Source organism: Actinoplanes sp. NPDC049265, assembly GCF_043197135.1.
Lineage (GTDB): Bacteria > Actinomycetota > Actinomycetes > Mycobacteriales > Micromonosporaceae > Actinoplanes.
On the sequence record NZ_JBICSP010000030.1, the window covers coordinates 1 to 24,867 of the forward strand.

The 24,867-nt window shown below is 70.0% G+C and carries 17 protein-coding genes; 3 read left to right on the forward strand and 14 right to left on the reverse strand.

Annotated features, from left to right (window positions below):
• Positions 1 to 2,277: hypothetical protein (locus ACGFIO_RS40930; RefSeq protein ID WP_392835810.1), on the reverse strand; the 2,277-nt coding region annotated here is incomplete at its 3' end.
• A gap of 250 nt (positions 2,278 to 2,527) precedes the next feature.
• Between ACGFIO_RS40930 and ACGFIO_RS40935 the strand changes: the two genes are divergently transcribed.
• A complete protein-coding gene (locus ACGFIO_RS40935; RefSeq protein WP_392835812.1) occupies positions 2,528 to 3,172 on the forward strand; it encodes a LuxR C-terminal-related transcriptional regulator in 645 nt (214 codons plus the stop codon).
• A gap of 29 nt (positions 3,173 to 3,201) precedes the next feature.
• On the opposite strand, the gene ACGFIO_RS40940 is transcribed toward ACGFIO_RS40935, so the two are convergent.
• The 10 genes from ACGFIO_RS40940 to ACGFIO_RS40985 form a co-directional block, all read right to left on the reverse strand.
• On the reverse strand, positions 3,202 to 4,581 hold the full coding sequence (locus ACGFIO_RS40940) for an EsaB/YukD family protein (RefSeq protein WP_392835814.1): 1,380 nt from the start codon (positions 4,579 to 4,581) through the stop codon (positions 3,202 to 3,204).
• 28 nt (positions 4,582 to 4,609) lie between these two features.
• Positions 4,610 to 8,632, reverse strand: coding sequence for a type VII secretion protein EccCb (gene eccCb / locus ACGFIO_RS40945; RefSeq protein ID WP_392835817.1), 4,023 nt, complete (start codon positions 8,630 to 8,632; stop codon positions 4,610 to 4,612).
• A gap of 9 nt (positions 8,633 to 8,641) precedes the next feature.
• Entirely contained in the window at positions 8,642 to 11,395 is a 2,754-nt protein-coding gene (locus ACGFIO_RS40950; RefSeq protein ID WP_392835819.1) for a right-handed parallel beta-helix repeat-containing protein, read from the reverse strand.
• Entirely contained in the window at positions 11,388 to 12,197 is an 810-nt protein-coding gene (locus tag ACGFIO_RS40955) for a hypothetical protein (RefSeq protein ID WP_392835821.1), read from the reverse strand. Before ACGFIO_RS40955 ends, ACGFIO_RS40950 begins: the two co-directional genes overlap by 8 nt.
• Positions 12,190 to 13,992: a S8 family serine peptidase gene (locus ACGFIO_RS40960; RefSeq protein WP_392835824.1), complete on the reverse strand. Its 1,803-nt coding sequence runs from the start codon at positions 13,990 to 13,992 to the stop codon at positions 12,190 to 12,192. The genes ACGFIO_RS40955 and ACGFIO_RS40960 overlap by 8 nt, the downstream gene beginning before the upstream one ends.
• Positions 13,993 to 14,119: 127 nt before the next feature.
• Positions 14,120 to 15,826 carry an RICIN domain-containing protein gene (locus ACGFIO_RS40965; RefSeq protein WP_392835827.1) on the reverse strand — a complete coding sequence of 569 codons (1,707 nt, stop codon included), beginning with the start codon at positions 15,824 to 15,826 and terminating at the stop codon, positions 14,120 to 14,122.
• Between the two features lie 121 nt (positions 15,827 to 15,947).
• Positions 15,948 to 16,820: a zf-HC2 domain-containing protein gene (locus ACGFIO_RS40970; protein ID WP_392835829.1), complete on the reverse strand. Its 873-nt coding sequence runs from the start codon at positions 16,818 to 16,820 to the stop codon at positions 15,948 to 15,950.
• A 159-nt stretch (positions 16,821 to 16,979) separates the two neighbouring features.
• Positions 16,980 to 17,546 (reverse strand): sigma-70 family RNA polymerase sigma factor, encoded by a 567-nt coding sequence (locus ACGFIO_RS40975; RefSeq protein ID WP_392835831.1) that lies wholly within the window; start codon positions 17,544 to 17,546, stop codon positions 16,980 to 16,982.
• Between the two features lie 164 nt (positions 17,547 to 17,710).
• Positions 17,711 to 18,325 carry a sigma-70 family RNA polymerase sigma factor gene (locus ACGFIO_RS40980; RefSeq protein WP_392835921.1) on the reverse strand — a complete coding sequence of 205 codons (615 nt, stop codon included), beginning with the start codon at positions 18,323 to 18,325 and terminating at the stop codon, positions 17,711 to 17,713.
• A 2-nt stretch (positions 18,326 to 18,327) separates the two neighbouring features.
• Positions 18,328 to 19,566, reverse strand: coding sequence for an aminotransferase class V-fold PLP-dependent enzyme (locus ACGFIO_RS40985; protein WP_392835833.1), 1,239 nt, complete (start codon positions 19,564 to 19,566; stop codon positions 18,328 to 18,330).
• Between the two features lie 424 nt (positions 19,567 to 19,990).
• Between ACGFIO_RS40985 and ACGFIO_RS40990 the strand changes: the two genes are divergently transcribed.
• The gene (locus ACGFIO_RS40990) at positions 19,991 to 21,505 is read left to right on the forward strand and encodes a diguanylate cyclase domain-containing protein (RefSeq protein WP_392835836.1); all 1,515 of its coding nucleotides are present in this window, start codon (positions 19,991 to 19,993) and stop codon (positions 21,503 to 21,505) included.
• Positions 21,506 to 21,515: 10 nt separating this feature from the next.
• Here the strand turns inward: ACGFIO_RS40990 and ACGFIO_RS40995 are convergent, their stop codons facing one another.
• The 3 genes from ACGFIO_RS40995 to ACGFIO_RS41005 all read right to left on the reverse strand — a co-directional run bounded on the left by ACGFIO_RS40995 (position 21,516) and on the right by ACGFIO_RS41005 (position 23,965).
• Positions 21,516 to 21,965, reverse strand: a complete 450-nt coding sequence (locus ACGFIO_RS40995; RefSeq protein ID WP_392835838.1) for an SRPBCC family protein — start codon at positions 21,963 to 21,965, stop codon at positions 21,516 to 21,518.
• A gap of 31 nt (positions 21,966 to 21,996) precedes the next feature.
• Positions 21,997 to 23,073, reverse strand: a complete 1,077-nt coding sequence (locus tag ACGFIO_RS41000; RefSeq protein ID WP_392835840.1) for a CE1758 family FMN-dependent luciferase-like monooxygenase — start codon at positions 23,071 to 23,073, stop codon at positions 21,997 to 21,999.
• A gap of 247 nt (positions 23,074 to 23,320) precedes the next feature.
• Positions 23,321 to 23,965: a hypothetical protein gene (locus ACGFIO_RS41005; protein WP_392835842.1), complete on the reverse strand. Its 645-nt coding sequence runs from the start codon at positions 23,963 to 23,965 to the stop codon at positions 23,321 to 23,323.
• Positions 23,966 to 24,110: 145 nt separating this feature from the next.
• Here ACGFIO_RS41005 and ACGFIO_RS41010 point away from each other — a divergent pair, with 145 nt between their 5' ends.
• Positions 24,111 to 24,857, forward strand: coding sequence for a hypothetical protein (locus tag ACGFIO_RS41010; protein WP_392835844.1), 747 nt, complete (start codon positions 24,111 to 24,113; stop codon positions 24,855 to 24,857).
• Positions 24,858 to 24,867 lie beyond the last annotated feature (10 nt).

Below are 24,867 nucleotides of genomic sequence, written 5' to 3' on the forward strand. Positions count from 1 at the left end.
CCACGTCGACGCACCATTGTCGTAGGTGACCGTGACACCCTGCGGCGACGCACCATTCTGACCCGGCATCGTGCCATGCGTCGGTTTACCGTCAGGGGTGAACTGGTCGAAAACCGCGCCGTCCGCGGTTTGTTCTCGCACCACGTCGCCGGACCCGTTGCGACTGACAACCGTCCCATCGTCATACCGCCAGGTGGAAGCGCCATTGTCGTAGGTGATGGTGACACCCTGCGGCGGCGCACCGTTCTGACCCGGCATCGTGCCATGCGTCGGTTTACCATCGGCGGTGAACTGATCAAACTCGGCGCCATCAGCCGTCTTCTCGTGGGTGACATCCCCGTGAGCGTTACGGTCGACGACCGTCCCATCGTCATACCGCCACGTCGACGCACCATTGTCGTAGGTGACCGTGACACCCTGCGGCGACGCACCATTCTGACCCGGCATCGTGCCATGCGTCGGTTTACCGTCAGGGGTGAACTGATCGAAAACCGCGCCGTCCGCAGTTTGTTCTCGCACAACGACGCCCGCTTCGTTGCGGTCGACGACCGTCCCATCGTCATACCGCCACGTCGACGCACCATTGTCGTAGGTGACCGTGACACCCTGCGGGGACGCGCCGTTCTGACCCGGCATCGTGCCGTGGGTCGGTTTACCGTCGGCGGTGAACTGGTCGAAGACCGCGCCGTCCGCGGTTTGTTCTCGCACAACGACGCCCGCTTCGTTGCGGTCGACGACCGTCCCGTCGTCGTATCGCCAGGTGGACGCACCGTTGTCGTAGGTGACCGTGACACCTTGCGGGGGCGCGCCGTTCTGACCGGGCATGGTGCCGTGGGTCGGTTTACCGTCAGGGGTGAACTGGTCGAAGGCCGCGCCGTCCGCGGTTTGTTCTCGCACCACGTCGCCGTTGGGGTTACGGTTGACGACCGTCCCGTCGTCGTATCGCCATGTCGACGCGCCGCCGTCGTAGGTGATGGTGACGCCTTGCGGGGGCGCACCGTTCTGACCGGGCATGGTGCCGTGGGTCGGTTTACCATCGGCGGTGAACTGATCGAACTCGGCGCCATCAGCGGTCTTCTCGTGGGTGACATCCCCGTGAGCGTTACGGCTGACGACCGTCCCGTCGTCATACCGCCAGGTGGACGCGCCATTGTCGTAGGTGACCGTGACACCCTGCGGCGGCGCACCGTTCTGACCGGGCATGGTGCCGTGGGTCGGTTTACCGTCAGGGGTGAACTGGTCGAAGACCGCGCCGTCCGCGGCTTGTTCTCGCACCACGTCGCCGGACCCATTGCGGCTGACAACCGTTCCGTCGTCATACCGCCACGTCGACGCGCCATTGTCATAGGTGACCGTGACACCCTGCGGCGGCGCACCATTCTGACCCGGCATCGTGCCATGCGTCGGTTTACCGTCAGCGGTGAACTGGTCGAAAACCGCGCCGTCCGCGGTTTGTTCTCGCACCACGTCGCCGGACCCATTGCGGCTGACAACCGTTCCGTCGTCATACCGCCACGTCGACGCGCCATTGTCATAGGTGACCGTGACACCCTGCGGCGACGCACCATTCTGACCCGGCATCGTGCCATGCGTCGGTTTACCGTCAGGGGTGAACTGATCGAAAACCGCGCCGTCCGCGGCTTGTTCTCGCACCACGTCGCCGGACCCATTGCGGCTGACAACCGTTCCGTCGTCATACCGCCACGTCGACGCGCCATTGTCATAGGTGACCGTGACACCCTGCGGCGGCGCACCATTCTGACCCGGCATCGTGCCATGCGTCGGTTTACCGTCAGGGGTGAACTGGTCGAAGACCGCGCCGTCCGCGGCTTGTTCTCGCACCACGTCGCCGGACCCGTTGCGGCTGACGACTGTCCCGTCGTCGTATCGCCAGGTGGACGCGCCGCTGTCGTAGGTTATGGTGACGCCTTGCGGGGGTGCGCCGTTCTGGCCGGGCATCGTGCCGTGGGTGGGCCGGCCGTCGGCGGTGAAACGGTCGAAGACCGTACCGTCGCTCAGATTTTCGCGCACCGTATTGCCGTCCGCGTCGCGGGTGACCGTCATGTCGGGGTAATGCCACGTGCTCTGGCCACCCTGATAGGTGATGTCGACGTCGGTCGCCGCGTTTCCGTTCGACGCGGGCACTGTCGCGTGGGCCGGTCGGCCGTCGCCGTCGAAGCGGTCGAACACGGTGCCGTCCGGAGTCACCTGTCGCGTGACCTTACCGGCGCTGTCGTATTCGACCTTCGACCCGTCGGGGAGAGTCTCGGTGGGCACATCGGTCTCCAGGCTCGTCGCGGTGCGCTTCCCCGCCGGCTGTCTCGTGTTGGGGACTGCTGCGCTTCGAGGCTAGGAGCGGCGCTGGGAGTGTCGGCAAGGCCCTCTTCGGGACTCCGGATGCTCCGATGGGGTCTGTCCCATGCGATCCGTGGGGAATCTCCGCCGCCCGTGAACAGTGCGAGTCCCTGTCCCGTCTTAAGGCCGCCGTCCTTTCGCGTCAGCGGGAGCAGAGATATGGAGGATGCCGGTGTTCACAGTCGCCATCGTCGCGGACCAGCCCATCTCCCGTGCGGGTGTGGAGAAGCTGGCGGCCGAGGACGCGGGAATGCGGGTCGTGGCCGCCGTCGGTTCTGTCGACGAACTGCCGGCGCCGAGTGCGTCGTACGACGTGGTCGTGCTGAACCTGTCGTACATCAACGATTCCGCGATCGACACCGTCGCGAAGGTGGCGACGGTGGGGCGGCCGCTGGTCAGTTCGGCCTGGGAAGGGTCGCCGACGCTGCTGACGACCATCCGGGCGGGGGCCCGCGGCTGCATCAGCCGGTTCGCCGAGCAGCGTGAAGTTCTCGAGGCGATGCGGGTGATCGTGCGGGGCGGGCTCTATCTGTGTCCCCGGACGGTGGACCAGTTCCAGGTGGAGCTGGCCGACCGTGGCGATGAGGATCAGAACGGCCTGGCGCCGCGGGAGATCGAGACGTTGCGCTGGATCGCCTCGGGTTTCACCCATCGGCAGATCGCCACCAGGATGGGGCTGTCGCAGACGACGGTCAACACGTACGCGAAACGGATCCGCGCCAAGCTGAAGGTCAGCAACAAGGCCGAACTGACCCGGATGGCGATCGAGTTGGGTCACCTGTCGGGGAAGGCCCGGCGGACCCGGTCGGCGGCCTGAACGGCGTCTGCGGTGGGGGGCGTGACCGGTCAGAACAGGGTGCGCCCCACCCAGACCAGGTGGCCGAAGACTCCGAACACGCCCATCGTGAGCGGAACTGTCGCGACGGCCGTGATGACGCCGATCGCCTCCGCCTTGCTGCGTTTGCGCGGCTTCTTGGGCCGGGGAACTCCGTCGGGTTCCGGCTCCTCGGGCGTTTGCAGCAGGACGCTCATGGCCACCCCGAGCCCGATGATCGTGATGCTGGCGCCGAGCAGCAGGGCCTCGGCCGCCGCCCCGGTGATGTCCACCAGTTCGGCCAGGTGGACCAGCAGGGCGAAGGTTCCGATCAGGCCGGCGCCGCCCTGTGTCAGCAGTTCGCTGGTGAAGGCGGCCAGCCGGGCCCGGGCCAGCAGCGCGATGGTGATGACGGTGGCGGTGGCGACGGCGAAGGCGCGCGGCGACAGGGCGAGGGTGGGCAGGGTGACGGCCAGCGCCACGGTTGGCCCGGCGATCACCACGGCGAGCAGCCGGCCGGAGCGGATCACCAGGTCCCCGGTGGCGAGGGCGGCGGCCCGCCGGCCGGTCGGCACGCGGTTGCTCCAGGCCATGAGGCTGGCCGATACCTGCCTGCTCACGGCGATCAGACCCATCGCGACGGCTGCGACGAGCGCGGACGCCGCGACCTGGTCGGCGCCGAGACCCATGATCACGAGTACGAGGACCGCCGCGACGGCGAGCTGGAGTTCGATCGCCATCAGGACCACTCCGGGCATTGCCGCCAGCGCCATCAGGCCGCCCACGTTCGCGCCGGCCACCCCGCCCGCCCACCGCAGACCCGGACCGCCGAATCCCTGGGCGACCAGGACGCCGGCCACCGCCATGCAGGGGATGGAGCTGATGACGACGATGTGCACCAGGGCCGCCGGCACCGCTGAGCTTCGGTGCCGCAGCCCGTATCCGGTGGCCAGGATGGCCAGGCTGACCAGCACCAGACCGGCGGTCGAGGCGGCGCTCCCGGCGGAGCGCGAGCCGATGACGACCGCGGCGGCGATCAGCCAGGCCAGCCCGAAGGCCAGCACGACGGGGCCGGCGTGCATCCGGTCGCGCCGCCGGCGCAGGGATTCGTCGGCCACCACCTCGTCGATGTCCTTGACGACGGGTGCGTCTCCGGGTTCGACGGCGATGTCGCGCAGGTAGAGCACCTGCCCGTCGACGACGCCGAGGTCGGCCAGGCTGGCGTCGGCCGGGAAGGCCGGCTCACCGGCCACCCCGAGGGACCAGACGGGCGGCATCGCGTCCGGCCCGGACTCCTCGCAGATCTCGGCCAGCCGGGGGGCGTACTCGCCGATCGGGGAGATGGAGGGGACCGCGACGTCGACGCGCCGGTGGGCGCCGATGACGGTGATGCGGCTCTGTTCGTTGGCCATCAGGTTCGCCTTTCGCGTGGGTGGTTCGTCAGGCCGAGGCGGCCGGCTCGGCGGTGTCGGGCTGGGCGACCTGGATGAGGCGGCCGGGCGATCCGCGTTCGACCAGGACTCCGCGGCCGGGCGGGCGTTGCGCGGCGCGTTCGTCGCCGAGGACGACGCCTTCGCGGTGATCGCCGGAGAGGACGATTCCGCTCGTACCCATGTCGCGGATTCGGGTGGCGAGCGGGTCGCTCAGGGTCCGGGCGGCGCCGGCCACGCGGCGTGCCAGGATGATGTGCAGTCCGATCTCGCGCGCCTGCGGGACGAAGGCGGCGAGTGGGTTCAGCACCGACGACCCGCTGCCGCCGACCAGGTCGTAGTCGTCGATGACGAGGTAGAGCTCGGTGCCCTCCCACCAGTCGCGGCTGCGGAGCTGGGCCTGGCTGACACCGGGCGGGGGGAGCCGTTCCTGGAGTTTCTCGCAGACCTGCTGGACGTACACCTGGGCGGTGGTGGCGTCCCCGGCGTACGCGCCGAGGTGTTCTTCCGGCACGACGTCGAGCAGTGCGTGCCGGTAGTCGAAGAGGATCACCCGCATGTCGTACGGCGAGGTGCGCTCGACGAGCCCGCCGAGGTAGGTGCGGAGCAGCGTGGACTTTCCCGATCCGGAGTCGCCGTAGACGAGGAAGTGCGGGTTGTCGCCGGTGAGGTCGAGCGAGACGGTTTCCAGGTTGGATTCGGCGATGCCGATCGGTACGGCGGTGCTTTCCTGGTCGGCGGCGAGCTCGCGGACCTGGATCGTGTGCGGCAGCAACCGGATCGCCGGGGCGCCACGACCGGTCCAGCCGTCCGTGATCTTCCCCAGCACGTGATGCTGTGCCTCGCGTAGGCCGTCGGCGGTGTCCTGGCCGTCGATCCGTGGGAGTACGAACTGGAAGAAGACGCCGGGGGCGCTCAGGCCCCGACCAGCCACATTGGACGGCACTGCGGCGGCGATCCGGCGGTTGATCTCGGATTCGCTCGGATCGTTGAGCCGCAGCTCGATCCGGGTGCCGATGCTGTCGCGCAGGGCCGGCCGGATGTCGTTCCACCGGCCGCTGGTCAGCACCAGGTGCACGCCCGCGCCGAGGCCGCGGGCGGCGATCTCGGCCAGCACCGGATCGGCGTTCTCGTACTCGGTGCGCAGCGCTCCCCAGTTGTCGATCATCAGGAAGACGTCGGCCGATCGGATGCCGTCCGGCAGGGTGCCGTCCCGGCGGCGGTCCCGGAGGTCGGCCATGGAGTCGAGACCGAGTTCGCGCAGCAGTTCCTCACGCTCAGTGATCAAGGTGCGGATTTCCGCCAGGGTGCGGCTGACCAGTTCGGATTCATTCCGGCCGGCGACGGAGCCGACGTGCGGGGCCTTCGCGAACGGGTGCAGGGTGCCGCCGCCGAAGTCGACGCAGTAGAACTGGATCTCCTCGGGGGTGTGGGTGAGCATCGCGGCGAGCATGATGGTGCGCAGCAGCGTGCTCCGGCCGGTCCGGGGCGCGCCCACCGCGGCCAGGTGACCGTGTGCGCCGGCGAAGTCCATGACCAGGGTCTCCTGTTCCTGCCGGAGCGGCAGGTCGAGCAGCCCGAGGGGGACGGCGAGCCGGCCGCTGTGCGGCCAGTGCCGGGCCGAGAAGCCGCGTCCGTCCTGGTCGGCGGGCACACCGAGCAGGTGGTCGAGGGCCAGCGCCGGGGGAAGCGGCGGCAGCCACACCTGATGGGCGGGGGCGGTGACCGAGCTGAGCCGGTCGACGACGATCTGCAGTTCTGTCGGCCCGCTGCCGGAGCGCGCCTCGGCCTCGTCCGGCTCCCGTTCGACCTGCTCCGAGGCGGTGCGTACGTCGAACGCGACAACGCTGGAGTCGATCCGGCCGGCCGCGGCGTCGCGCTCCGCGGGGCTGATGTGACGGGCCGACACATGCGCGACTCTCAGTCGCTGATAGATCGACTCGTCCACCTTCAGATACGCCGAGCCGGGAATCGGCGGCAGCTTGTAGGCGTCGGTGGTGCCGATGACCGACCGGCTCTCCGACGCGCTGAACGTGCGTAGGCAGATCCGGTAGGACAGGTGGGAGTCCAGACCCCGGAGTTTGCCCTCCTCGAGCCGCTGCGTGGCCATCAGCAGGTGCATGCCGAGGCTTCGGCCGACGCGACCGATCTGGGTGAAGAGTTCGGCGAAGTCGGGCCGGCCGGACAGCAGCTCGCCGAACTCGTCGACGATGATCATCAGGTACGGCAGGGGCTCGAGTGGTTCGCCCCGCTCGTTGGTGGCCCCGGCCGCTCGCCGGACCTGGTATTCCCGGATGGTGTCGACGTTGCCGGCGTCCCGCAACGCCTTCTGCCGGCGCTGTTGCTCACCCATCAGCGCGGCGAGCACCCGGTCGATCATGGCGGTGTCGTCGACGAGGTTGGTGATCAGCCCGGCCACGTGCGGAAGCCCGCTCAGCGGTGCGAACGCCGCGCCGCCCTTGAAGTCGATGAGGACGAAGCTGAGCAGTTCCGGCGAGTGGGTCAGGGCCAGCCCGGTGACGAGCGTACGCAGCAGCTCGCTCTTGCCCGACCCGGTGGCCCCGACGATCAGGCCGTGCGGCCCGGATCCGCCCTGGGCCGATTCCTTGACGTCCAGCACCACGACCTCACCGTCGCCGTTGGTGCCGATCGGTGTGCGCAGCAGGCGGGGATCGCCCGGTGTCACCCAGCGGCCGGTGACGTCGGCGTTGGCCGGGTCGGGCCCGAGGATCATCTCGGTCAGCGAGGTCACCCGGGCCAGCAGCTGCTCGCGCTCGTCGCTGAGCCGCAGCGGGGTGAGCGCCCGCGCGATCAGCTCGGCGAACTCGGGTGTCACCGCGTCCGGCGTGCAACCCAGTGCGGGGGCGGTGACCAGCGACGGGTCCCCCTCGTGGATCAGTTCACCCCGGTGGTCCACCCGGATCCGCAGGTCGACCCGGCTCGGCTCGTCCGCGTCCTGCCCGCCCGCGAAGATCAGCGTGATGCCGGAGCCCGGGCCGGCGGCGTTGATCAGAGCGCGCATCAGGTCGGAACGTCCCCACTCGGAGACCGGTTCGAAGCCGGTGAACACGACGACGAGACGTCTCAGCCGGGCCGCGGCCGGATCGGTGGTGTGAGCCCGGCTGCGGGACTGGTGTTCGGCCCGGCTGACCAGTTCGCGGGCCAGGAAGGGGCCGAGCAGCTCCGGGTCCGGCGCGATGAGCGAGACGGTGCCGGCTTCGCCGCGTACCTTCGGCTCGAAGGTGTGTGGGAGCCACTTGGCCCAGTGCCAGTCCTCCACCTCCGCGCTCTGCACGGCGATGGTGACGTCGTCCGGAGCATGCAGGACGGCGATCTGACACAGCAGGGCCCGCGTCAGCGGCTCGATCCGGGCTTTCCCGCCGACCAGGCTGATGACGCCGCCGCGACCGGCGTCGATCACCATCGGCTGCCGGTCGACCCGGCCCATGCGCTCGATCAGCTGGTTGGCCGCCTCCAGCGACTCCCAGTCGTAGTCGGTGAGCGGATCCAGCCGGTCGTCGAGCTGGATCGGGGTGGCCAGCTGGACCGCGCCGCATCCCAGCCGTACGCGCAGGAAGTCCGGGTCGTCCTGGCGTCTCTCCCAGACCCGCTTGCGGGTGGTGGCGATCGACCACAGGCGGGCCGGTTCGGGGTTGGCCAGGGCGGCGACCGTACGCTGGCTGGTCGCCACCATCCGCGCGCTGTCCCGGGAGATCTTCAGGTGGGCGCGGTACCGGGCCCGCTGCTGGCGGGTCGTCTTCCCGGCCGTGCTCTTCTGGCTCATCCGCATGGCGATGACGGCGCCGGTGGACGTGGCGAAGAACAACACGCCGATGATGATCAGCGCCGGACGACCGAAGGTGACCATGTACGCGGCCATGCCGACGCTGCTGAGCAACGGCATGACCAGCGTCCAGGCGTTGTTGGACGGGTTGTCCTTGGGCGCCTCCGGCGGGGTCGGCAGCACCACCGGCTCGTTCGGCAGTTGGGGCGGGAAGAATCGCGCCGGACGGTGGAAGGCCAGCCGGGTCATCGTTGCTCCTCAGCCACGGATGTCGAAATCGATGCTGGTGAAGTCGGCGTCTTCCAGCGTGCTGAGCTGGTCGTCGCTCGGATCGTCGAGTTCGGTGACCCGGCCGGCGTGTTGCTCGGTCATCTGCTGGAAGACCTTGCGGGCGAATCGGCCGTTGCCGAAGCCGTCGCCGCGGCTCACCGTGCCGAAGTACCGCATCAGGGTGGCGCGGGCGTCGTCGGAAACCCGGTACTGGTGCTCGGCCGCCTGCACCTCGACGATCCCGACGAGTTCCGCGGCCGAGTAGTCGTCGAAGGTCAGGGTGCGGGAGAACCGCGAGGACAGGCCCGGGTTGGCCGCGATGAAATGTTCCATCTGCTCGGGGTAGCCGGCCACGATGACGACCACCTCGTCGCGATGGTCCTCCATCAGTTTGACCAGGGTGGAGATGGCCTCCTGACCGAAGTCCGAACCCTGGCCCTCGGGCACCAGGGCGTACGCCTCGTCGATGAACAGCACGCCACCGATCGCCCGGCGGAACGCCGCCTGGGTCTTCGGGGCGGTGTGACCGACGTACTCACCGACCAGCGTGCCCCGGTCGACCTCGACCAGGTGACCGTTGGCGAGCATGCCGAGGGCGGCCAGCAGCTGGCCGTAGAGCCGGGCCACAGTGGTCTTGCCGGTTCCCGGGTTGCCGGCGAAGACCAGGTGTCGCGACAGCGGTGGCGGTGAGAGGCCTGCCTCCCGGCGCCGCTTGACCATCTGCACCAGCTTGACCATGGTGCCGACGTCCTTCTTGACGCGGGTGAGACCGACCAGGGCTTCGAGTTGGGCCAGCAGTGTGTCGAGGGAGCCGGCCGCGGTGTCCTCGCCCGGTTTCCCCGGCTTGGGCGTGGTGCGGCCGGGCACTGTCACCACATCGTCCGCGGCCGCCGGAAGCTTGGCCGACGCGACGTCGGTGCTCCAGCATCCGTCGTACGTCGGACGCGCGCCGTCGGCCTCGGTGACGTCCTCGTCGGTGTCGCGTACGTGGCAGCGCACGAACGCCGGCTCCGCCTCGGCGCCGACGAACACGGCCGGATAGGCGGTCTCCGCGACTTCGGCGTCGACGACCTTGCCGCCCGCTCCCGGCCCGAAGTAGAGCCCGTTCTTCTGGCAGCGTGTCACCGTGAGCCCGCGGATCAGCGGCCGGGCGCCGCCCCACACCGCCAGGCCGCTGCCACCCACGCCGGTGATCTCGCAGTCCTCCAGCATCGGCGTGGCGTCCTCGTCGATGAACACCCCGGCCGCACCCGATCCGGAGACACGTACCCGGACGACCGTCGGCGCCCCGCCCGCCGCGATCTCCACCCCGGTCTGGGCGACGTCCTGGATCTGGCAGTCCTCCAGCAGCGGCCGATGCGGGGTCTCGACCCGGACCCCCACCTTGCCGCCGGTGATCGTCACCCGGCGGAGCACCGCGTCCGCGGTCTCGCCGATGTCGACCCCCCGCACCCCGGCCGCCTCGATGGCGCTTCCGTGCATGTGCAGCAGGGACCGGCCGACCGCGCGGATGCCGACCTCCGGTGTTCCGTCGACCACACCGCCGACCACGGTGACGGTGGCGGTGCCGAGCAGGTGCATCGCGGTGAGGGCCGACCGGCGTATCTCACAGTCGCGCAGCACGGTCTGGCCGCCGGCCGCGTACACCCCGTTGGCCGCCGAATCGGTGATGGTGACGCCGGTGCAGCGCAGTTCGGCGTCGTCGCGAATCGCGACGGCGGTCTGCGTGCTGTTGGTGATCCGGGAGTCGGCCAGGGCGAGGCGGCTGGTCCCGCCGGCCAGCGCGCCGGCCGTGCCGGCCCGGTCCACCGTGGTGCCGGTGACCGACATCTGCGCCGGACCGTGGAGAAGCAGGCCCGCTTCCTCGGTTCGGTCGATCCGGCACCGATCGAGCGTCACCCCGCCGGCGCCGCCCGGGTCACTAGCGCCGCCGGCGGGGGCCTGGCCCGGCCGCAAGGGCGGCCACCAGCCGGACCCGAAGGCGGCGCTGCCGGTGACGCGGACGCCGTCGCCGCCCACGTCGTGGAAGCTGCTCTCCGTCACCCGGGCCTGGCCGCCCGCGGTGACCTCGAGCCCGGCCGACCCGACGTGGCCGACGTCGCAACTGTCCAGGATCGCGGTGGCGGTGCCGGCGACCGACACACCGACGCTCCGCAGGGCGTTCATCGTGGCGCGGGTCAACTCCACCCGGGCGGCGCCGTCGGCGAAGACCCCGACCCCGTCGACCCGTTCGATCCGCAGGTCGTAGGCCTGCACCCGGGCGCCGTCGACCGCGGCCAGCGCCGCCGCCGAGGTGTCCTCGACGGCGCACCGGTGCAGGGTGGCCGACGAGCCACCGCCGACCTCGATGGAACCGCCGGTGATCAACGCGTCCTCGAGGGTGAGGGCTCCGGCGCCGACGCTGACCGCGGCGGCGCCGGGCCTGGGCCCCCGGATGGTCAGGCCTCGGACGACGGCGTGGCCGGAGCGCACGGACAACGCCGGGCCCTGCGGGCAGACGAGTTCCACGGTGCCGGACGTGTCCTCGGCGACGATGGTGACGGATCGGTCGACCACGAGTTGCTCGCGGTAGACGCCGGCCGCGACCGAGATGACGGTGCCGGCCTTGGCCGCCCGTACCGCGGAACCGATGGTCTTGTGCCGACTCCACGCCCGGGTGGACACCCGCTCCAGCCGACCGGCGGCCGCGGGCGATTCCCTGGCGTCGCCGAGGGCGGCGGTACGGGCGCCGCGGTCAGTCACCGCAGTTCACCCTCGTCTGGCCGAGGACCACGACCGAGCCGCGGCCGCCCTCGTTGCCCTTGATGACGAGCTTCACCGCGATCTGGCCCTGCTGGACCGGGAAGGAGCCACCGGCCACCCACCGGCCGGCGTGTCCGCTGTGCGTCACCGTGAAGTCCGCGTACGGGGTGCCGCCGCCACCACCGGACTGCACCGAGTAGTTCGCCCGCTCCGCCGCCTCGACGTCCGGGCGTGCGGCCGGCACGTACACGCTGAATTCGCACGTCCGCATGCCTTGGGCCGGCGTGAACCACCAGACCGCCGTGAACGAGGCCCGATCGTTCTTCGAGCTGGGGAGCGGCAGTGTGGCGAAGGTGCCGTGGCAACCGTCCTGACGCCACGCCCCGGACGGAAGGGTGCGCCACTGGGCGGTGCGGCCCTGCACGTCGAAGCCCCGGTCGGCAGCCGCGGCACAGTCCCATCCGGCGGTTCCGGTCCAGGTCTTGACCGGTCCGGTCGGCACGACGACACCGGACGGCACCCCCGCGCGCGTCTCACCCGGCTTCAGCGGACGGATCAGGGTCCAGAAGACGCCGACCACGATGGCGCCCACCGACACCAGGGCCGTGACAGTTATCAGGGTGGGCCAGCGCACGGTGTGGCGCTCACTCGCCGGCACCTCGGCCGCGTGCTCGACGAACGCCCGAACGAACTCGCGGCGCTGGGACAGGGCGGCGGAGGCGGTACGCGCGTCGGCCGGCGGCATCACCACGCGTGGAGTGGCCGGCTGCGCCCGGTGGCGTGCGGCGGTGGGCTCAGTCATGCGACGAAGGAGCGCCGGTGGACCTCGCCCCGGCCGACGCCTTGTCGTCCGCCGGACCGGGGACGCCGGCCCGTGGCGGCATCAGTGTGGTCCGGGCCGGTGCCGCTGGTTCCTGGCCCGGCAGCACCTCGGTCTCCTTCTCGTCGTCCCCCGGGTCAGACCCGGGGCCGGCGAGGCGGGGCTGAGGTGCCGGGGGCAGCGTCGCCGGGGGCAGTGGCCCGCGCCGTACCGCCGGTGCGTCGTTGGGCGGCTCGTCCGGGTCGTACGACTCGTCCGCGTCCTGGTCGTCGCCGCGGTCGCGGAGCAGCCGGCGGATCCGGATGGCGAGCGCCACGGCCGCGGCCGCCGAGACCAGGACGGTGATCACCAGCAGGGTCGAGGTGTCGCCCCGCCGGGTCGGGGACGCCATCGTCTGCTTCCGTGCCGGCGGTGCGTCCGCCTCCTCCGGCAGCACGGTGGTCACCGACTTGGGCAGGTTGATCATTCCCGAGCCGAACTGCCCGTCCGGCTGCCCGTCGCCCATCGGGTCCGCGGTCGCCTCGATGCGGTGCGCCACCTCGCCGGCGCTGAGGTCGGGATAGGCCGTCCGGACCAGAGCGGCCGCCCCCGCCACCAGGGCGACGGCGTACTGGGTACCGCTGGCGGAGACGTCACCGGCGCCAGTGATGCCGACGCTGGCGACGTTGATGCCGGGGGCCACCACGTCGACCCCTCCGGACCGGTACTTGGAGGCGATACGGCCGTCGACCCCGATGCCACCGACCCGCAGCGAACCCGGGTCGAACGCGGCCGCGGCCCGGTCCTTGCCGGAGGCGGTCTCGGACCCGGAGACGACCACTACGTCATGGGTCAGGGCCTTGTTGATCGCATCGCTCACCCCGGAATCGTTGACGTCGACATAGCTGCCGAGGGCGATCACTGTCGCGCCGGCCGAGACAGCGGCCGAGATGGCGGCGGCACCATCCGCGGCTTCCGCCTTCGGGCCGGTGCCGACGACGCGGATCGGCATCACGATGGAGTCCGGAGCGACGCCGCTCATGGAACTGTTCCGGGCGGGCTGTGCGGCGACCAGACCGGCCATCGCGGTGCCGGTGCCCAGGCAGTCGACATCGCCCCGGCCACTGCCGCTGATGATGTCCATGCCTTCGGCGATGTGCCCGGTGAGCGAGGGCAGGCTGCCGTCCACACCGGAGTCGATGATGGCCACCAGCTGGCCCTTTCCCCGGCTGTGGGGCCAGACCTGGTCGGCCGCCAGCCGCAACGTGGCCCAGTTGGATCGGGCGCTCGATGCGGCGGCGGTGGCGCACCGTCCGTCCGATCCGGCCTTCAGCGGTTTCGGGGCCTGGCCGGGCACCTTCGCCGCCTTCTTGGCCCGTGCCGGTGAGGGCGTGGATGGTGACCCGGTGGCGGATCCCGGCGACGTCGAGCCGGGCCGGGGCTTCTTGCCCGGCAGTTCGCCGTACCGCACGTCGGCGCCGACCGCGTCCCACGGCAGGATCAGAACCCAGCCGGCCCGGAGCCGTGCCGGGTCGGTCAGGATGCCGCCGTCGGCCTGGCGCCGGCCGTTGTTGAGTTCGAAGATCTCCGACGAACGATCCGGCGCGTCCAGGAACCGGGTGGCGATCTCGGCGAGCGTCTCCGGTCTGCCGTTGTACGACGACGTCACCGCGTAGTACTTGAAGTAGTGGTCGTCGGCGGCGCCGGCCGCCGTCGCGGTCGCGGTCGGGCCGACCATCGCCGCCACCGCGCTCAGGGCCAGGCCCGCACGCAGTGCCGACCGGGTGATCCAGGACATTCGCCCTCACCTTTGTCATTGCCAGGGGCAGTTCTCGACCACAGGACGGAGGTGGCGGAGCGCCCGTTCACGGTCCGCCGGTTTTGGTCCGGTGGCGCGGCCCGGGCGGGGGTCGCGCCACCGGTGACTAGAACTCCGACTTCTCCAGCAGCGACCAGTCGTTGTCGTCGTTGCCCTGACAGATGGACAGTTGCAGCTGGGTGTTGTTCGGGGCGCTGGCCGAACCCGGCAGGTCGAGGCACAGCCCCGAGGACGCGTTGATGATCCGATAGTGCTGGATCTTTCCCGCGGTCAGGCTCTTCTGCAGCCGCCAGTCCTGGTTGTCGCCGTCGAGGCAGTTCGACTCGAAGAGCTTGGACAGATTCGGGGGCGCGCCGGCGCCGCTCGGATCGAGGCAGAGCGAGTCGTCGATGTTGCGGATCCAGTACAACCGGTTGCCGGCCGAGTCGGCGGAACGCGGCACCAACGCGAATTCCTGGTTGTCCTCGGCGTGCGTGACGCAGAGGTTCTGGTCCATCTCGCCGTCGACCTTCCCCGGGCCGGTACCGGGAACGTCGACGCATTGCCCGGTCCCGTGATTGTGGATGAAGTACGGGCCGTAGACCCGTCCCGAGTCGCTGTCGGTGGCCTTGACCGGTGGCTGGTTGGTGCGGGCCGGCTTCGAGTGCGTGCCCGCCTTGGCCGTCTCGGTGGCCTTGGGTGTCTCATCGGGCCGGTTCGGCGCCTTCGACGACGCTATGGCCTCCCGCCTCGTTGTGGTCGGCTTCCCGATGAGCCGGGCGTCCTTGGCGTATTCGGTCTGGTATCGGTCGACCAGCCCGGACAGCGCCGTCAGACTCTCCGAACCGGTGAGGTCGGCCTTGGTGCCGATCGAGGAGTCGCCGCGCTGGAACGCGGCGAGGGCCAAGGGGTACGCGTCCTTCAGGCCGGCCTTCGACCGTTCTTTGATCATCGCGCACATCGTCGTGCCCAGGGCGCGCACCGCGGTCTCGGCGTTCCACGGGCTGGCGCCGGACGGCGGCACGTAGGCCACCCACACCTGAGGCAGGAACTGGGCGATGCCCTGCTGACCGGCCCCGCCGAGCTTCTGCGGATCGAAACCGGAGGTGGCCATGATCTGCGCGGCGATGCGCGGCGCGGGCATTTCCGGGCAGGACTTCCCGGCGGCGACCACCGCGGCGACATACTGGTCGGGCACCGGTGTCAGCGGTGCCTGGGTGACCGGCGGGTCGGTCGGTGGGGCCGCCGCCGCGGTGCCGCCGGTGCCACCGAACTCCGGTCGCAGGCCGTACCACAACGCGTAGCGTTCGACGGTGTCGACGTACTCGCGGGCGCCGGCCGGCACGTTCGCGTCCTTGATGACCTGGCCCATTCCCATGCGGTAGGCCGCGAGCGCCAGCCGCCACCGGTCACCGGGAACCTTGGTCGCGCGCAGTTGTCCGTCGAGGTCGCACATGCTGTGCGCCAGCGCGATCACGCTCGCCTTCTTGTCCGTCTGACGGGCGTTCTCCCAGGGCGCCCACTTGCGCCAGACCTGCGGGGTCAGACCGGCCATTCCGCTGCCGCCGACCGCGCTGACCGCGTTGACCGGGTCGGTGCTGAAGTGCGACGCGGCCATGACCTGGCCGGCCAGCTTGGCCGGGGTGAGCGCGGGGCAGGACTTCGCGGCCTCGACGAGGAGCGCCAGGTCCGCGGCGGAGACCTCGGCTCCCGGCAGCGCCTGCACGGCCGACGCCGAGTCCGGCCGTGTCGACGCGGCCAGGGTGAGGAGCGCGGCCAGCCCCAGCGCGGTTATCACGGCCTTCCGGCGGCCGGCCCAGATCGATCTCTTCATTTCCGCCGTCTCCTCCGACCAGCTTGTGCGGCGGCGAGCAAACGCCGACTCGCGTGTCGCTCCACAGGACGGAACCGGACGGCCGAGCGTTCACGAGGGCCGTACGAGAAATCGGCAGCACTCAGCGCGTGGTGGCCGACCCCAGGTAGGCCGACACGACGGGGTGGTTCCCGGGCCGGCTGACGGTGAAGAAGACCAGTGTGGAGAGCGGCACCGGGACCTCGGCGGTGATGTCCCGCACCTTGCCGTCGCTGACCCAGCTCGTCACCGGCAGCGTTCGCCCGTCGGAGGTCACCGCCTCCAGCCGGTAGCCGGCGCCTGTCTTCAGTCCGCCGACGGTGGCCCGGACGCTGACCCCGTTCTCGCCCTGGGCGAGGAAGACCGACAGGGACGCGCCGGTCGAGCGGTCGGCGGCGTTGACCGCGACGGTCGTCACCGGGATGGCGACCGGTGCGCTGTTCTTCCGCAGGTGCAGCAGTGCGGCGGTGGCGAACCCACCGAACGCCAGGACCAGGATCAGGAGTCCGCTGAGCCGGACCAGGGCGGCGCGGTGCCGATTGCCGGCGCCGGACCGGTCGCGGTGTGCTCGTAGGCGTATGCCGAGGCGCCGAGGCGGGGCAACCGGAGTGATGGTGGCCGGCTGGGCCGTCGCGACCGAGGGAGGAACGGCGGGCTCCGGCCGGGTCTTGCCTGTGCGGTCCGGCCCCGGGTTGTTCTCGGTGCTGGCGGCCGGTTCGGGAGCGGCCGGGGGCGGCTCGGCCGGGAAGAATCGCTCGTACGGGCCGGGTGGCGGTCCCGATCGGTCCAAGGCCCCGAAATTGTCGATCAATTCGGCCCGGTCCCGCGTGGAGAGCAGAGCGAGCGAGGCGATCGTCTCGATGGCCTGGGCCGCCGACTCCCGGCATTGCGCGCAGCCCGGCAGGTGTCCCTCGATGAGGGCGCCCTCGGCCGCGCTCAACTGGTCGAGATAGTAGAGCCCGAGTAACTCCGCCACATGCGGCTCGGTACCGCCGTTGTCAGCCACTCAGATCACCCTCGGTTCGTCGCGTTCCCCGTGTCCCACGACGGATAACCCCCGTGAGCTCCTCGTACCCAGGACGGATACGGAAGCGGGGGCGTTCATGGAAGGCGCCGAGCGTCCGGGCCGGGCCGATCAGTCCCCGGTCGTCCGGGCCGGAAAGGTGAACCCGCACCCGATCAGGGTGTCCCGCAGCGACGTGAGTCCGTGGAACGTGCGAGTTCGCACGGTGCTCGGCGCCACGGCCAGCCGATCGGCCGTCTCCGACACGGACCGCTGCTGGAAGTAGACCTCGATCAGGTTGAGCCGCAGTCGTTCGGGCAGCTGGTCGAGCGCGGCACGGACCGAGCTCGCGTCCATCAGTTCGGTGATGTCGTCCTCGGCCGGTGCCCGCGGGCCGAGGGCCCGGCCGGAGCCTTCGTCCGGGCCGGTCCCGGCCTCCCGGACCTGGTCGAGAAGGATCTGTCCGGCGATCGTGAAGAGCCAGACCCGGTTCCACCGCCCGTCGGCGTCACGCGCCTCGGGGCTGTGCCAGGCCCGCGCCAGAGTCTCCTGCCGGATGTCGTCCGCCCAGTCCGAGTCACCTCGGGTGAGCCGGGTCAGGAAGTTGTGCAGCACCGGTCCGTGCACCTTTTGCAACCGGCGCAGCGCCTCGGTCTCCGCGGCGTTCCCGGCGACCGGCGCGGGCCGGGAGGACGGCATCGGCCGGCGCCTTCCGGAGGTGCTTGACGAATTTTGGCCCACGGTGGACACCGTCGCAGCCCCCGGGCGGGGTGTCACGCCGAGACCGGCGAGGATGGCCGGATGTTCCACGGACGGAGGTACTTCGTACTCGCGGTGGTGTTGCCGGCCGTACGGTGACCGGCTCAGTCCTGCGGCGTGCGATCGGGGAGGAATCCCTTTTCGGCCAGCGACTCGCGGAGTGCCCGCAGCGCATAGAAGCAACGCGACCGGACGGTGCCGGTGGGCACGTCGAGGATCTCGGCTGTCTCGGCGACCGAACGATCCTGGAGGTAGAGCTCGATCAGGACCCGGCGGAGGCGCTCCGGCAGATCGTTCAGGGCGGTGCGTACCACCTGACCGTCGAGCATCTGCTCGATGCCGTCGTCTCGGCCGGCGTGTGCATCGATCTGGTCGTCGAAGTACTCACGCGGGCGCGCCTGCGCGGCCCGGATGTGGTCGATGGTGATCCGGCGGCCCACGGTGAAGAGCCATGCCTGGCTCCACCGGCCGTTGGCATCACGGGCCTGCGGGTTCTTCCAGGCCCGGATGAAAGTCTCCTGGACGATGTCCTCGGCCCACTGGCCGTCGCCCTTGGTGAGCCGGGTCAGGTAGCTGAGCAGGACCGGCCGGTGTACGTGATGCAGGTGGCGGACCGCCTCGGTGTCCGGGTCGTCGTATGTGTCCGGGTGCCCGGCGTAGGCCCGGTCCATTTCCTCCAGTGCGTGTCGTCGCTCACCGCTGCCCGAGGCCGGAACCATCGTCACGGCTGCTTTTCGAGGAGGGCGCGCACCACGGCGAGGCCCCGGTACACCTCGACGAAGCTCGTGCTCAGCGGCGCCGGGCCGATCCGGATCTGGTCGGGGTGGCGATGGCCGGGGACCACCACCGGGGCCCGGAACGAGGCGAGGATCTCGTCGAGATCCGGCCGTCGCAGCGTCATGTGGCCGCCCCGTTGTCCCGGGTCGCGCGGGCTCAGCACCTCGACACCGAGCGGCGTGAGCCAGTGGTCGGTCAGCTCGAGCGCGAAGGCCGTCAGCTGCTCGGACTTCGCGCGCAACGATGCGATGCCCGCCGACTCCAGGACGTCCAGGTTGGCCCGCAGCGCGACGGTCGCGAGGACGGGCGAGGTGCCGCTGAGCAGCGCGCGGGTGGCCTGCACCGGCTCCACCTCGGAGGCCTTCCAGATCGGCTGCCGCACCTGGGACCTCAGGTCGTGGCGGACGTAGGCGAAGGCCGGCGCGTCCGGGCCGCCGTTCAGATGGTCGGTGGTGCGGCCGACGGCCAGGTCGGCGCCCCAGTCGTCCAGGCTCAACGGCACCACGCCGGCGGATTGACTGAGGTCCCACAGCGTCAGCGCGCCGGCGGCGTGCGCGATCCGGGTGATCTCCCGCATGTCGGCCAACCGGCCGCAGTGGTACGCCACGTGGCTGACCAGGATGAGGGCCGTGTCGTCGTTCACCGCCGCGGTGAGCTGCCCCGCCGCGGTGCCCGGGACGGGATGGGTGTCGATCCGGACCAGCGAGAGATCGCGCTCATCGGCGATCTCTTCCAGGACGTCGTGTTCGTCCGGGAAGCTGTCGGGGTCCAGGACTAGCGTGCGGCGGCCGGGCCGTCCGTCGAGGGCCGCGCGGGCCATCGCGGCGAGGGTCGCCGCCGTGGAGCCGGTCACCATCACCTGGCCGGCGGCCGCGCCGAGGGCCACCGTTCCCAGCCGATCCGCCAGCATGGTGGTCCGCTCCCGCCAGCCGTCGCTCCAGCCTCGGGTGAGCCGGGTGTCCCACTGGGTGCGGATGAACTCGTCCATCAGGCGTGCGGTCGCACCCAGCGGCCGGCCGGGCCCGTCACTGTCCAGACAGGACAGAGCGGTGAAGTCGAACGGGGCGATGAACAGGTCCCGATAACCGGCCAGTGGATCGGCCGCGTCGAGGGCGAGAGCGCTGTCGAAGAATTCGTCGTTCAGTGGAGCGCTCCGTCCTTCGGTCGTCGTTGGCTGGATCATGCAGCGGGTCATGTCGAGTCGCCGCCCTTCGGCAAGCTGTCCACGCGGTACCTCCGGGAGGGCGGCTCTGGGCGCCGGCGACCGGTGTCCTCGCGGTTGGTGCCGTGCCGGGCGAGGGGGCACGAGCGGTCGAGGATCGCGACGTCCGACGCCCGGCCGGGCGCTACCGGGACGGAGTCCATGATCTCTTTCCGGTGGCCGCGGAAATCCGGTGTATCGGCACCAAACCGGGTCTGAGATTTCGTGCCCGGACACAACTAAATTCGTGGTCGGCAAACGTCACGCCGGGCATGAACAGGCGGTGTCAGATCGATCTGCGCTCCGGCGCCGGCTGACCCGGCACGACCTGAGCGCGCGGCCGTAGGTCTCAGATCCCGTCGCCTGACGCCGATCTTGGTGGCAGAGAGGCGGGGAGTGGGCGAAGATGGGCATGGTTCCCGGCACGACGCGGTCGAGCAGACCGGGCTGGCTGGTGATGGGCATCGGTCTGGTCGCGATCGCCCTGTTCACCGTCGCCGGTGATGGCGCCTCGGTGGTCTTTCTCCTGGTCATCGTCGCCTCGATCGTGGCGACGGCGACGGGAATCCGGTGGAATCAGCCGCCGGGGCAGCGGCGGCCGTGGCTGGCCCTGGTCGCGTCACAGCTGTGTTTCTGCGCCTCCGTCATCCTTCCGCGCCCGGACCGGGACGCGGCCGGCCCGCTGGAAACGATCGCCAACGCCGCGGAGATCGGCGGCTACGTACTCCTCGCGGTGGCACTCACCCTGCTGCTGCGGCAACGACGCTTGGACCGGGACGATCCGGGCCGGGTCGACGCGTTGCTGGTGGTGCTGGCCGCCGCGCTGATGGCGTGGACCCTGTTCATCGAGCCGGCCCTGGGGCGACCGGGTGACATCGGCTTCGCCCAGCTGACCGACGTCGTCGGGTCGGCCCTCGACGTGGTGGCGATTGTCGCCTCCGCCCAACTCATTCAGGCCGGCCGTGGGCGTACCCCGGCCTTCTGGATCCTCGGTCTGGCCCTGACCGCGGTCTTCGGCTGTGACCTGCTCTTCGCCCTGATCGGCACGTCGGCCTCCACGTTCGTGGAGAAACTGCTGAGCGCCCTGGTGCTCGCCGGCTTCCTCGGCATGGCCGTCGCGTCGCTGCACCCGACCGTCCGGCAGGTCTCCCGGCCGCAGCCGGTGGCGTTGCGGCGGCTCGGCCCCGCCCGGACAGTCTGGCTGACTGCCCTGATGCTGCTACCGGTGGTCAACACGACCCTGTGGCCGCCGCGGACCGCGCTCGCCGGTCAGGGCCGGGTGGTGCTGTCCCTGCTGCTCACCGTCACCGTCATCGTCCGCATCGTGCGTCACACCAACGCTCGCATTCAACGGGAGTTGCAGGCCCGGCGGCGGGCCGCGCACGACGACCTGACCGGCCTGCCCAATCGGGCGGGCTTCTACGAGGAACTCAACCGGGTGGCGGATGAGCCGAACCGTCGCGTCGCCCTGCTGGTGATCGATTTGAACGACTTCAAGCAGACCAACGACACGTACGGTCATCAGGCCGGCGACGCCGTCCTGGTCGCTTTCGGGGCTCTGCTGCGGGCCAACATCCGCGCCGGCGAAATGGCCGCCCGGCTCGGCGGCGACGAGTTCGCGGTACTGCTGGACGTCGACGCCGTCGAGGACGCCGTCAGCGTCGCGGAACGGATCCTGTGGATCGCCGCCGCGCAGCGGGTGCCGGTCGGCGCGGCGCACACGGCGATCTCGTGCAGCATCGGCATCGCGATGACCGACTCCGCCGATTCCGGACGACTGGCCATGAACGAGATCATCCACCGAGCGGACCTGGCGATGTACGCCGCGAAGCGGCAGGGCCGGGGCGGCTGGCAGACCTACGTCACCGAGGAGGCCGAGCCGGCCGCGGAATCCGCCCCGGCGTCGCGGCAAATCGTCTGACAGCGGAGGTTCACGACTTCGCCGGCTCGTCCGAGGACTCCACTCGCTGCTTCAGTGCGGCGTTGTAGTCACGGTAGGACGACGAGTTCATCTTCAACAGTGGGTACATCAGGTATGGGAGGGGCCCGGTGAGCGTCTCGCGGTGGATGAGACGCGTCCGATCGGCGGAGACCGGCTCGAGAACGAGTTCGTGGACTCCGGTGAAGATCGCGGGGTGCAGCAGATGCCCCGACCAGGCGAACCGCCGGCCGCGCTCCAGGGCGATCAGCCGAGGGGTGAAGGTCGAACTCCGGCCCCCTCGGGTCACGAGGGTGATCTGAATCGGCTCGCCGACGACGACAGTGTCGCCGACGCCGGTGATGAACGCGCTCCAGGCCGGATAGCTGGAGAAGTCGGTGAGTACGTCCCACACCTGCTCGGTGGTGGCGTCGATCTCGGTGGACGCGGTGTAGACGAGCACGGAATCCTCAAATGTGTCGAACGGGCGATGGTCAGGTGAGTTGTGCCGTCGTCAGCGCCGGATGGACCGGAGCCTCGGGCGATCCGGTGGTCCTGAGCGCGGCGAATTCGCGGCGCAGCACCGGCAGAACCTCTGCACCGAGGAGGTCGAGCTGCTCGATCACCGTGCCCGGCGGCAGGCCGGCGTGGTCGATCAGGAACAGTTGCCGCTGATAGTCACCGACATAGTCACGGAAGCCGAGGACGCGGTCGATGATCTGCTGCGGGCTGCCGACCGTCAGCGGCGTCAAGTCGCAGTACTCCTCCAGCGAGGGCCCGCGACCGTAGGTGGGGGCCGCGTCGAAGTATGGCCGGAACTCCCGGACCGCGTCCTGTGACTTCGGCCGGACGAAGACGTGGCCGCCGATGCCGACCACGGCCTGCTCCGGGGTGCCGTGGCCGTGGTGGGCGTACCGCTCGCGGTACAGCTCGACCATCTGTTTGGTGTGCTGCGGCGGCCAGAAGATGTGGTTGGCGAAGTAGCCGTCGCCGTAGCGGGCGGCCTGGTCGGCCGTCTCGGCGCTGGTCACCGAGGCGTGCCAGATGAACGGCGGAACCCCGTCCAGTGGTCGCGGCACCGCGGTGAAGTCCCGCAACGGTCCTCGGTAGGTGCCGCTCCAGGCGATGTTCTCCGTACGCCACAGCTGGTGCAGGAGGGCGTAGTGTTCCGCCGCCAGCGGGAGTCCGTCGCGGATGTCCTGTCCGAACCAGCCGTAGACCGGGCCGGTGTTGCCGCGGCCCAGCATCAGGTCGACCCGCCCGTCGGCCAGGTGCTGCAGCGTGGCGTAGTCCTCGGCGATCCGCACCGGGTCATTGGTGGTGATCAGGGTGGTCGCGGTGCTGAGCAGCAGCCGGTCGGTGCGGGCGGCGATGTGCGCGAGCAGCGTGACCGGCGAGGAGACCGCGTACGGCTCGTTGTGGTGTTCGCCCGTGGCGAAGACGTCGAATCCCACCGCCTCGGCGTGTACGGCCGTGCTCACCATCGCCTTCAGACGCTCCCGCGCGGTGGGCCGTCGTCCGGTCAGGGGATCCGGTGTGCGATCCCCGATGCTGTACACGCCGATCTGCATGCCCTCAGGACGGACCCGCCGGTCACCCTGTTCACGATCCTGGAGTTTTCTGGCCAGCAGGGCGCACGGAGCCCAAGATCGCCTTCCCGGCGCGGTCACGCACTTGCCGGACGCTGTGTCGCATAGCGTCTGCGCCTGATACTCGAAAGGAAGTAGGCGACCGGGGCGCAGGGGTGCTGGGCAATTGCCAGGCCTCGCGCGCGGTGAGGACGCGCGAGGCCTGACGCGGGTCGTTATCGAACCGCTGTCAGTCGATCCAGGATTTGCGGTCGGCCGAGGCGTACGTCTGAGCGGCGTCGTTGACCTTGGAGATGTATTGGCTGACCAGCTGGATGACACCGCCGACGGTCTGGAGCAGGGCATTCTGGCTCTGCATGACCTCTGCGGTCTGATCCGGATGCGGGTCCTTCTGCGAGTAGACGATGGTCAGGTTCTTGCTGATGGGGACGTTCTTGGTCTTGGCGTCGGCGGACTCCTTGAAGAAGATCCATGGTTCCCGGGCCAGACGCGCGTCCTTGAAGGCCTCGAACTCGGTGATCTGATGCTTGACCTCGGCGAGGACGGCGCTCTCACATTCGTACATGGTGCCGGTGTTGACCTTGAAGTTGCCCACGGACGGCGGCGGCGGGTCCGGCGGCACCGAGTTGTCGCTGGGGTTGCGGGCCGCGGGGAACGGGTCACCGTCGGCGTCGACAATGGTGACCCGGCCGAGCTGATCCGTGTAGCTGTAGTGCCCGGGGGAATCCTCGTGCGGCGCCACCCAAGTGGTCAGCTGCCGGCCGTTGCCGGTGATGTCCCGGGGCTTCTCCCAATTCACGTTGAGATCGACCAAACCGGTGCCGGGGTCGCCCGCGTTGACCAGGTAGTCGTCCGGCTGCGATTTCTTGGACATCACCCGACTGTGCTTTTTGTTCGTGCCCGCCGCAACGTCCCCGTTGGGACGACGAGCGCCGCGAAGAGGGAACTGCCGGGAACGAGCCGCCGGCTCTAGCGTCGTCACTGGACGGATTTCGCGCACGATCGAACAGGAAGTAGCCATGGCCGACTTCCCGAAGGCTTCCCCGGTGAGCTACAACGGCACCGAGGCCGGCATGGACATCAACATTCAGCCGGGCTTCATGTACGACTACGCCCACCGGTATCTGCCTGTCGCCCAGAGCAGCATCGTGGATGCCTGGAACGAGATCAACCGCACCTGGGCCAATCTGCGGCTGGGCTGGATCGGCTCCGCCGCGGAGAGCGGCGAGAAGCTGAAGGATCAGCTCATGACCGTTCAGGACCACCTGTTCGGCAAGAAGGACGGCGATCCGGGCATCCTCCACCAGGTCCGCAGCGCGGCGCTGATGGCGGTCTCGTACTACGACGCGGCCGAGTCGTACTCGATCAAGGTCTTCGACGAATTTCTCAACGACCTCACGGCTCCTCCGTCCCCCGGAGCGCACCCCCCGCAGGACATCAAAGGGGGCCCGATCTCCATCGACTACAACAACGGCCCGGGTGTGCGATACGACAACCGTGAGGTCATCGGTCAGTACATGGACCAGCACGGCAACACGGTTCTGTTGTACGAGGGCGACCCGGTGCCCAAGAACGACAACGACCACACCATCGCGACCACCCCGCTGGTCAACGGCGGCAAACCGGGTGAGGTCAACCAGACGAACGGGAAGATCGATATTCGGGCCGCCACTTGGAAGGACGAGAAGGGGAACTGGCATTACGTGACGACGCCGGGCGACCCCGACACGAACGGCCAGCCCCTCCCGAAGCCCAGCGCGAAGTAGCGAGGCCCGT